The sequence below is a fragment of the Edaphobacter sp. genome, from assembly GCF_035763405.1.
Taxonomy (GTDB): Bacteria; Acidobacteriota; Terriglobia; order Terriglobales; family Acidobacteriaceae; genus Edaphobacter.
In genome coordinates this window covers 37,669-46,883 of record NZ_DASUBE010000160.1, presented here as the reverse complement: position 1 = coordinate 46,883, position 9,215 = coordinate 37,669, and the positions used below count along the sequence as shown (strand labels likewise).

Here is a 9,215-nt window from a genome sequence, read left to right as displayed (position 1 = left end):
CTTCGCAATCTTTTCCTGCTCGGGCGATGTGAAGAAGATGACCGAGCGGTAGGACGTGCCCACGTCCGGTCCCTGCCGGTTCAACTGCGTCGGGTCGTGAACGACGGAGAAGAACACGCGCAGCAGCGTGCCATAGCTGATCTGTGCCGGGTCGAAGACCACCTTCACCGACTCCGCATGTTCCGTCGTCTCCGAAGAGACCTGATCGTAGGTCGCCGTCGCCGCCGTCCCACCCGAGTAGCCCGCCGTCGCGTCCACCACGCCCTTCATGTGCTCGAAGGTCGTCTGCACACCCCAGAAGCATCCGCCGGCAAACACTGCCGTCTCGTGCGTGGTCGTGCCATGCGGCTCGTCGAGCGCTGGAGCCGGAATCGGCGCCTTCCGCGCTGCTTCTACACCCATCAACGTCCCCATCGTCAGCCTCCTGCCGCCCGCAATCACCAGCCAGGCAGCCAATACCAGACCCAATCCAACCAATCCCGTCCTGATTCCTGCTGTCATCGCGTCGCTCCACCTATACGACGCGCCAAATTCCGCGTAGGTTACATGCTCGAAGTCCGGAGCCGGTCGAGCATCTCGCTCACCGTTAATCCCAGCACCGGGTGGATCATCCCGGGAGCAATCTCAGCCAACGGCCCGAGCACAAATTCACGTTCAGCGATCGCCGGATGCGGCAAGGTCAACTCTTCGGTATTCATCACCGCATCGCCGTAAAGCAGCAGGTCGAGATCGATCACGCGAGGTCCCTTCGGCGCGGCAGCATCGCGCACACGCCCCATCGCCCGTTCGATGGCCAGCAGCGCGCGTATCAACTTCTCAGGCGGAAGCTCCGTCTCCAGCAGCAACGCCCCATTCAGGAACCGAGGCTGCGCCGTATATCCCACAGGCTCGGTGTCATAGAACGAAGAGACCGCTCGCACCTCGCCCAGCGTGCCCAGCCGTTCGATGGCCTCGCGCAAGTTGGCCTCACGGTCGCCCGCAGCAGAATTCAGGTTAGATCCCAGGGCAATCGCCGCCAGCCCCTTCGCGCGCTCCACAGCCACAGGCTACACGGCCACCGGATGCAAGTTGGCCGTCACAGGCTTCGGTTCGGCAACCTCATCGTAGCCATGCGCCAGCTCCCACGCCGAGCGGTCGCGCATCAGCCGCTGCACCAGCGCGGTATGCATGGCATGGCCCGCGCGCTCGGCCACGACTGTTCCCTGAATCCTGCGGCCAGCGAGAGCCAGGTCGCCAATCAGGTCCAGCACCTTGTGCCGCACAAACTCATCAGGAAATCGCAGCGGCCCATTCTCCACCCGCTGCCGCGAGAGGATAATCGCGCACGCATCGGAGGCTCCGCGAATCAGCCCCATATTGCGCAGCATCGCCTCATCTTCTTTGAAGCCGAAGGTGCGCGCCGGTGCAATCCATTTCCCGTAGTCGCCCGTCGCCAGGTCGCCGGTGAAGGTCTCGTAGCCAATCGGCTGCGGAAAGTCGATGGTGTACCGTATCCCATACCCGTGGCCCGGATACACGCCGATGAACTTCGACCCTTCGCGCACCTCGACTTCCTTCAGGATCTTCAGGTATTCCCGTTTGCGCCGTTGCTGTTTGAGGCCGACTGACTCGAACGCGCGCACGTAGGGCAGCGAGCTACCGTCAAGGATAGGGACTTCCAGGTTATCGACCTCGACGATGACGTTGTCCACGCCGACGCCGATCAGCGCCGAGAGCAAATGTTCAGTCGTCGAGATCAGCACGCTTTGCCGCATCAGGCTGGTCGCATAGCTAACCTTGGCAACGTTGCGCCCCACGGCAGCGATCTCGAAGTTGTCGAGGTCGGTGCGGCGGAAGACGATGCCCGACCCGGCAGGTGCAGGAACCAGCCGCATCGAAACAGGGGCACCGCTGTGCAGGCCGACGCCCGTGAACTCAATCTCCGAGCGAATCGTCCGCTCAAAATGAGCTAGCTGTGCCACCAGACCTGTTCTCCGGTAGAATTCATCTTTTCTAGGCTACAGTTCCGTTACAAAATGTCGATGTGTCAAATTTGCCACACTTGTTGATTGAACCGGCTCCTTTTAGCCTCTGCAAATATCTGCATAAACTATTTGACTGCTATAACATACGCCAATGGACCCGCAAGCCATCCTCAAGACCGTCAAAGCCGAGCGTACCTGGATGCGCACCCATCTGCGCGAGCTGGTCGAGCAGGAGTCGCCAAGTGAAGACAGACAATCAGTTAATGCTGCCGCCTCACTCGTCGAAGACTGGGCGTTTGGTCTTGGCTTTCGCGCAAAGCGCCATCCCGGCAAGAGCTTTGGCGACATCTTTGAGCTGAATCTCACTCCATCTCCTTCAAAACAAAAGCCGGTGCTTTTGCTGGGTCATCTCGATACTGTCTGGCCCCTGGGCACACTGAAGACGATGCCGTGGCGCGAAGAAAGGAGACGCTACCGGGGCCCGGGTGTGCTGGACATGAAGGCCGGGGTCGTCATGGCACTGGCAGCCGTAAGCGCATTGAAAAAGTTGAAGTTAGAAAGAAACGTCACGCTGCTGTTGAACAGCGAGGAAGAGGTCGGCAGTCCAGTTTCCCGGGCCATCACCGAGAGGCTGGCAAAAAAATCTTCAGCCGTCTTCGTTCTCGAACCTGCGCAGGGTCTTGCATACAAGACCGCGCGCAAGGGCGTGGGGTACTACGAGATCGAAGTCAAGGGCGTTGCAGCGCACAGCGGCGTGGACTTCGAGCGTGGCCACTCGGCCATTCTGGAGCTTGTAAAGCAGATCCAAACCATCTCCGGCTTCACCGATCTGAAACGCAAGCTGACGGTGAACTGCGGCGTCTGCTCCGGCGGCACGCGGTCGAACGTCATTGCGGAGAGCGCCCGTGCCGAGGTCGATGTCCGCATTGCGAAGGCCGCCGATGCTGCCTACGTCGAAAAGCTCTTTCGCAAACTCAAAGTCTCGGACCCGCACTGCAAGCTCATCATCACCGGCGGCATCAACCGTCCACCGATGGAGCGCACGGCGGGCACGATTGCGCTCTTCCGGCAGGCGCGTGAACTGGCCCGCGACCTGGGCTTCGATCTGGACGAGGCCGCGACGGGAGGCGGCTCGGACGGCAACTTCACGGCGGCGCTCGGCGTGCCGACGCTCGACGGCATGGGCGCGGTGGGCGAAGGCGCGCACGCGGCGCACGAGTCGGTCTCGATCGAGCATCTCGTTCCACGCACGGCGTTGCTTGCCGCGATGATTGCCCGCGTCTCCTAACGGTTCAGTCCAGCGCGGGCTTCCGTCAGCAGGGCCACGGTGCGGGCGACCGGCAATCCAACCACGTTGAAGTAGCAGCCTTCGATGCGCGGAATCCAGCGTGCGGCGTGACCCTGGATGCCGTAGGCTCCGGCTTTGTCCATGGGTTCGCCGCTGGTGATGTACCTGGCAATCTCGGCATCGGTCAGGACGTTGAATGTGACCTGCGTGATCTCGACTGCGCGCACAATGCCCTTGCGCGTAATGGCGGCAAGGCCGGTAAGCACGGCATGGGTGCGCCCGCTCAGCATCTCCAGCATGCGCCGCGCGTCGGCGGTGTCGACAGGTTTGCCCAGAATGTGTCCGTCACACACAACGCAGGTGTCGGCCCCGAGCACGAGGAGCGGATCGTCCTCGGTGTCTTCCTGCTGCCTGCGTGTCCAGACGGCCTGCGCCTTCTCTTCGGCCAGACGCTGAACGTAGGCGGCGGCCGTCTCGCCGGACAGCACCTCTTCATTCAAATCGGCAGACTCGAAGCTGAACTCGACACCGGCTTGCGACAGCAGTTCACGACGGCGCGGCGAAGCGGAGGCAAGGATGAGCATGGCACGAGACTACGGTACCGTGTCCGTTTCAGCAATGCAGCGCGCAGCCTGCTGGTGTGGTGAGTCCTAAATTCGTTTCACGTGCCAAAGGGCCAAAGGCCCGTTCTATACCAGCCTGGGGCAACGCCCCAGGTGATGTTGCAGCATAAAACCAAGGGCTGAAGGCCCGCCCTATCGTGCGCCGAACTTCGGACTCGCCACACTAGAAGGGAAGATGGAAGACGATACCGGAGCTAACGGACTTGACTGGATAGTTGTGCCTGCCGGTTCCGAAGGGATTGATGGCGCCATAGCCAAACTCAACCAACCGGAAATCCATGACGGGCAACAGTGTGATGTCAACACCGGCATAACCCATGTACTGGAAGTTTGTTGTGAGGCCGATCTTACCGCTTGGATTATCGACGAGGTTGATAGCGGAATTATTGTTAATGCCGTAGTCCGTTCTGGCGACACCAGCGGAGGCCTGTAAGTAAGGTCGAATGGGTACCCAGCGCGTATGAAAGACAGCACGGAGACCACCGAGGCCCGAATAAAGCCGCCCGCCGGTGCCGTTGGCGTAAGTCTCCGCTCCTCTTGTCGTGGTGGAGAGTGTACCGCGCGCATCGACGCCGAGTTTTACGTGACCGAGATTAAGGAAGTCGTAGTAACCGCCGAACGTTCCGCCGAGGAGATTGACGCTGTCATTGTACGTAGGGCAGAAAAGCACGATGCTTGGGTTGCACGGCGGAATCGCCGGCGAGTTCTTGATGCCGCTGAGCTGGTTGACCGTGAAGGTTCCATAAACGGCAGCCTGCGCGTGTGCGGTGGATGCGGCAAACGTGGCAAGGGCGGCGGCCGCCAGGAAGAGAACTGCTCTCTGGAGATTCATGTGCCGTTAGTTTACTAGTTTGGCGGCTTTTCTGGGGAGAGTGCAAAGGAAACTTCGTCCACTCATGGCAGGCGCAGCACCAGTCCCGTGGTGAAGATTTTGGCGTTGACCGAGTTGCTGGTCACGGCACTGTAGTCGAATTCGACGATGCGCCAGTCGATGCGAGGCAGGATCGTGGTGTCGATGCCTGCGATGAGCTGATAGTTCAGATGGTGCGAGCTGGACCCGCCGCCGCTCAGACTGGCGATGCCGACCAGCGCCTCTCCATAGGGCCGAAGGGGAAAGACGGGTGGCTTGATGGCAACGCGCGGGCCGATGGCTCCGGTGTTGAACGTGGTGCCGTTGTGCGTAAGAAACGAGCCACGAAGGTCCGCGCCCAGGTTCAGGATGTAACCCTTCTGCCAGTAGGCGCCGAAGAGCGGACCGTACAGCGTGGAGGAACCGGGATTGAGCTGTGCCCCGCTGAATCCGGCATAGATGCCGACCTGCGCGGAGGCTGCGGCTGAGAAAAAGATGGATACAACGGCAACGACAATCAGGAGACGCGAATTTATTTTCATGGGAGGGCCTGCCATCTGCTGAATCTATACGATGCAAGACCTTGTGCGGCAGTTGGATAGCAAGAAGCGCCTGCGCTGGATGCTATACTCGGCAGAACTTACCGCCTCATGGCTGGACCAGGCCCACGGAATGCTCTTCAAGGCTCGCAGCGCAGCTGTCTATGGAATCGACGCGCACATTATCGATGTGGAAGTCGATTATTCGGGCGTTAAGTTAGACAAGGAAATCTTCAGCACTGTCGGGCTGCCGGACGCAGCCGTGCGCGAGAGCCGTGATCGCGTGCGCTCCGCGATTAAGAACTCCGGCTTCGACATTCCCGCCACCCGCATCACGATTAACCTTGCCCCGGCCGACCTGAAAAAGGAAGGCTCCGGCTTCGACCTGCCCATAGCAATCGGGATTCTGGGCGCATATGGCGCGCTGGTGAAAAAAGACCTGGGCGACTTTCTGCTGGTCGGCGAACTGGGGCTCGACGGTACGCTGCGCGCCGTGCAGGGAATGCTGCCGATCGCGGTCGCAGCGCGAGCCGAGGGCATCGCCAATCTGGTGGTTCCGGCAAGCAACGCCCGCGAGGCTGCCGTGGTCGAGGGCGTCAATGTCTTCCCGGTCACGAGCCTGCTGGAGGTGCGCGAGCTGCTGAATGCCTCGGCACTGGGTGCGGCGAAGGTGCAGCCGCTGCGTGTGGAGGCCTCAAACCTGCTGAACGAGATGCAACAGTTTCCCCATGACTTCAAAGATGTGCGCGGACAGCATGTGGCCAAGCGCGCGCTCGAAGTCGCCGCAGCGGGCGGGCACAACATTCTGATGATCGGCCCCCCCGGCTCAGGCAAGACGATGCTCGCCAAGCGTCTGCCGTCGATCCTGGCTCCATTGCGCTTTGAAGAGGCGCTGGAGACGACGAAGATTCACTCCGTCGCGGGCGTGCTCGACGCCGAGCAAGGCCTGGTGATGCATCGCCCGTTCCGCTCGCCGCACCACACCATCTCCGACGCCGGACTGATTGGCGGCGGCATGATGCCGCGTCCCGGCGAGGTCTCGCTCGCGCACAACGGGCTGCTGTTTCTGGACGAACTGCCGGAGTTTCCGCGCAACGTTCTTGAGGTGCTGCGCCAGCCGCTCGAAGACGGCATGGTGACGATCGCACGCGCGGCCATGAGCCTCAACTTTCCAGCGCGGTTTATGCTCGCCGCGGCAATGAACCCCTGCCCCTGCGGCTACTTCAACGACAAATCGCGCGAGTGCATGTGTACGCCGCCCATGATCCAGCGGTATGTCTCGAAGGTGAGCGGACCGCTGATGGACCGCATCGACATTCATATCGAGGTCCCGGCGGTGCAGTATAAAGAACTGCGCGGCGGCGCGGCGGCTGAAGGCTCTGAGCAGATACGCGCACGGGTGCTGGCGGCACGCGAGCGCCAGCATGAGCGGTTCAACCGAAATGGCGAAGCGGCGAAGGCCACGGCAAAGGGAGCTGCGCGGCAGGTCTTCGCCAACGCCCAGATGTCCACTCAGCAGATTCGCGCCCACTGCGAGCTTTCGCCGGACGCCGAGCGACTGCTGGAGCGGGCGATGCAACAGCAGGGCTTGAGCGCCCGGGCGCACGACCGCATCCTGAAAGTAGCCCGAACGGTCGCGGACCTGGAGGGTGCCATGGACATCTCGGTCAAGCATATCGCCGAGGCGATCCAGTACCGGACACTCGACCGCAGCTATTGGTCCTAGGCGGATATATTCCTTCAATTTGTTGTGTATAAATGGCTTACGATAGAGTTCTTTGAGAATTCTTGATTTTTGAGAAATTTACAATCCCATTTCTGGAATACTGGCGCAGGTGCGATTCCCAAAATAAGTATTGACCGAAGCACCGATACAGGGTACCTTTCAAGAAGCCCAAATACTGAAGGAGCGCCCTGAAGCTGAGGCGTCGAGAGTAGCGGGCGAAAGATTTCGGTCAGAACGACTTTGATTCATTGGTCTGTTTCACGCCCAGGCGCAGCGAGCGCGGAACTCTACGGAAGAGACAGGTTCTGGAAGATGCCGGTTCAATCTGGCAGGTGAGACTATCTCTGCGTCATTGCAAGGATTTAGACGTTGACAATAAGCAGTTTGTCGGAATAAAAGAAGAATCCCTCGGGTCTTTTCTTGCGTCTAAAAGATGTACGGCAGCGGCCGGAAAGCCCGCCGAAAATTTTGAAATGTTTTTGAGGCTTGTGAGCGCAAGTAGACGCTATGTGGCCTTGGAGATGAAAGGAAAAACTTATGCGCTCAGACCTTATTTTCGGAGCACTTACCCACGTAAACAATCGCTATCAGCTGTGCCAGTTGGCGTCGAAGGCGACGCGCAAGCTGCACAAGCCGAATACCCGTCTACAGGACACGACCAATGACGTTCTGGATCGCTTCCGTGACACGGTTCCGATGAGCGACTCCAGCGAAATCGTAGAAAAAGTTCAGGTACAGGAACGCCGCGCGGCTTAGCGCGGCTGTTCCCCTTTGCTTTCAAAACATTCCACTCACCATACTGCCATCCTTCCGCCGTATCGGCACTTCATTCCATATTTTGGCCCCCGCACGACCCCTCTCACCCGTAGCCTCTGCCAAACTGGTACAGTCAAGCAGACCCCGCCTCAGCTCCACCCCCTCCAAAAATTCAAATTCCAGATCAATTCAGGTAAAACATGACAATCTCTGAACTCAAAGAGCACAACATCGCGGAGCTGGGTAAGCTCGCGCGTGGACTCGACATCGCCGGCACCAGCGGCCTGCGCAAACAAGACCTCATCTTCAAGATCCTCCAGGCCCAGAGCGAAAAAGAAGGCCACATCTTTGCCGAAGGCGTCCTCGAAATCCTGCCCGACGGCTACGGCTTCCTGCGCTCGCCCGACTACAACTACCTGCCCGGCCCGGATGACATCTACGTCTCACCGTCGCAGATCCGGAAGTTCGACCTCAAGACCGGCGACACCATCTCCGGCAACGTCCGTCCGCCGCACGAGGGCGAAAAGTACTTCGCGCTGGTCAAGATCGAGGCCATCAATTTCGAGTCTCCCGAGGAGACGCGCAACAAGATTCTGTTCGACAACCTCACGCCGCTCTATGCTGAAGAGCGCGTCAAGATGGAGACGGTGCGCGAGAACATCTCCGGCCGCGTCATGGACCTGCTCACCCCGGTCGGCAAGGGCCAGCGCGGTCTGATCGTTGCGCCGCCGCGCACCGGCAAGACGATGCTGCTCCAGGCTATCGCCAACTCCATTACGTCGAACCATCCCGAAGTCGTGCTGATCGTGCTGCTCATCGACGAGCGCCCGGAAGAAGTCACCGACATGCAGCGTTCGGTGAAGGGCGAAGTCATCAGCTCTACGTTCGACGAGCCCGCTGCCCGCCACGTGCAGGTAGCCGAGATGGTCATCGAAAAGGCCAAGCGCCTGGTCGAGCACAAGCGCGACGTAGTCATTCTGCTCGACTCGATCACCCGCCTTGCACGCGCCTACAACACCATCGTTCCGCCGTCGGGCAAGGTGCTCTCAGGCGGTGTCGATTCGAACGCGCTCCAGCGGCCGAAACGCTTCTTCGGCGCGGCCCGCAACATCGAAGAGGGCGGCAGCCTGACCATCATCGCCACCGCGCTGGTCGATACCGGTTCGCGTATGGACGAGGTCATCTTCGAGGAGTTCAAGGGCACCGGCAACATGGAAGTCATCCTCGACCGCAAGCTGGTGGACAAGCGCGTCTTCCCGGCCATCGACATCCAGCGTTCGGGCACGCGAAAGGAAGAGCTGCTTATTCCGAAGGAAGACCTGCAGCGCATCTGGATTCTGCGCAAGGTGCTCAACCCGCTCTCGCCCGTCGAAGCCATGGAACTGTTGACCGACAAGCTGGCCAAGACCCGCAACAACCAGGAGTTCCTGCACAACATGAGCTCGATCTAAACCGAACGCCTTCGAAGG

The 9,215-nt window shown here is 60.1% G+C and carries 10 protein-coding genes; 4 read left to right on the top strand and 6 right to left on the bottom strand.

Annotated features, from left to right (window positions below):
- The 3 genes from msrA to lpxC all read right to left on the bottom strand — a co-directional run.
- On the bottom strand, positions 1 to 501 hold a 501-nt coding region (msrA, locus tag VFU66_RS15025; RefSeq protein WP_414649463.1), incomplete at its 3' end, for a peptide-methionine (S)-S-oxide reductase MsrA.
- 41 nt (positions 502 to 542) lie between these two features.
- Positions 543 to 1,043: a 2-amino-4-hydroxy-6-hydroxymethyldihydropteridine diphosphokinase gene (gene folK, locus VFU66_RS15020; RefSeq protein ID WP_326447079.1), complete on the bottom strand. Its 501-nt coding sequence runs from the start codon at positions 1,041 to 1,043 to the stop codon at positions 543 to 545.
- Positions 1,044 to 1,046: 3 nt separating this feature from the next.
- Positions 1,047 to 1,961, bottom strand: a complete 915-nt coding sequence (lpxC, locus tag VFU66_RS15015; RefSeq protein WP_326447078.1) for a UDP-3-O-acyl-N-acetylglucosamine deacetylase — start codon at positions 1,959 to 1,961, stop codon at positions 1,047 to 1,049.
- A 154-nt stretch (positions 1,962 to 2,115) separates the two neighbouring features.
- Between lpxC and VFU66_RS15010 the strand changes: the two genes are divergently transcribed.
- Positions 2,116 to 3,252, top strand: a complete 1,137-nt coding sequence (locus VFU66_RS15010; RefSeq protein ID WP_326447077.1) for a M20 family metallopeptidase — start codon at positions 2,116 to 2,118, stop codon at positions 3,250 to 3,252.
- On the opposite strand, the gene VFU66_RS15005 is transcribed toward VFU66_RS15010, so the two are convergent.
- From VFU66_RS15005 to VFU66_RS14995, 3 genes are all read right to left on the bottom strand, one after another.
- A complete protein-coding gene (locus tag VFU66_RS15005) occupies positions 3,249 to 3,836 on the bottom strand; it encodes a Maf family protein (RefSeq protein ID WP_326447076.1) in 588 nt (195 codons plus the stop codon). The two genes, VFU66_RS15010 and VFU66_RS15005, sit on opposite strands and share 4 nt — an antisense overlap.
- 202 nt (positions 3,837 to 4,038) lie before the next feature.
- Positions 4,039 to 4,707 (bottom strand): hypothetical protein, encoded by a 669-nt coding sequence (locus VFU66_RS15000; RefSeq protein ID WP_326447075.1) that lies wholly within the window; start codon positions 4,705 to 4,707, stop codon positions 4,039 to 4,041.
- Between the two features lie 62 nt (positions 4,708 to 4,769).
- Positions 4,770 to 5,267 carry a hypothetical protein gene (locus VFU66_RS14995; protein ID WP_326447074.1) on the bottom strand — a complete coding sequence of 166 codons (498 nt, stop codon included), beginning with the start codon at positions 5,265 to 5,267 and terminating at the stop codon, positions 4,770 to 4,772.
- 130 nt (positions 5,268 to 5,397) lie between these two features.
- On the opposite strand from VFU66_RS14995, the gene VFU66_RS14990 reads away from it, so the two are divergent.
- The 3 genes from VFU66_RS14990 to rho all read left to right on the top strand — a co-directional run bounded on the left by VFU66_RS14990 (position 5,398) and on the right by rho (position 9,197).
- Positions 5,398 to 6,990 carry a YifB family Mg chelatase-like AAA ATPase gene (locus tag VFU66_RS14990; RefSeq protein ID WP_326447081.1) on the top strand — a complete coding sequence of 531 codons (1,593 nt, stop codon included), beginning with the start codon at positions 5,398 to 5,400 and terminating at the stop codon, positions 6,988 to 6,990.
- 537 nt (positions 6,991 to 7,527) lie between these two features.
- Positions 7,528 to 7,746: a DNA-directed RNA polymerase subunit omega gene (locus VFU66_RS14985; protein WP_326447073.1), complete on the top strand. Its 219-nt coding sequence runs from the start codon at positions 7,528 to 7,530 to the stop codon at positions 7,744 to 7,746.
- Positions 7,747 to 7,946: 200 nt separating this feature from the next.
- Positions 7,947 to 9,197: a transcription termination factor Rho gene (gene rho / locus VFU66_RS14980; protein WP_326447072.1), complete on the top strand. Its 1,251-nt coding sequence runs from the start codon at positions 7,947 to 7,949 to the stop codon at positions 9,195 to 9,197.
- Positions 9,198 to 9,215 lie beyond the last annotated feature (18 nt).

Coding starts and splice junctions, on each gene's coding strand:
- VFU66_RS15010 (WP_326447077.1), top strand. CDS start 2,116: ATGGACCCGCAAGCCATCCTCAAGACCGTCAAAGCCGAGCGTACCTGG.
- VFU66_RS15005 (WP_326447076.1), bottom strand. CDS start 3,836: ATGCTCATCCTTGCCTCCGCTTCGCCGCGCCGTCGTGAACTGCTGTCG.
- VFU66_RS15000 (WP_326447075.1), bottom strand. CDS start 4,707: ATGAATCTCCAGAGAGCAGTTCTCTTCCTGGCGGCCGCCGCCCTTGCC.
- VFU66_RS14995 (WP_326447074.1), bottom strand. CDS start 5,267: ATGAAAATAAATTCGCGTCTCCTGATTGTCGTTGCCGTTGTATCCATC.
- VFU66_RS14990 (WP_326447081.1), top strand. CDS start 5,398: ATGCTCTTCAAGGCTCGCAGCGCAGCTGTCTATGGAATCGACGCGCAC.
- VFU66_RS14985 (WP_326447073.1), top strand. CDS start 7,528: ATGCGCTCAGACCTTATTTTCGGAGCACTTACCCACGTAAACAATCGC.
- rho (WP_326447072.1), top strand. CDS start 7,947: ATGACAATCTCTGAACTCAAAGAGCACAACATCGCGGAGCTGGGTAAG.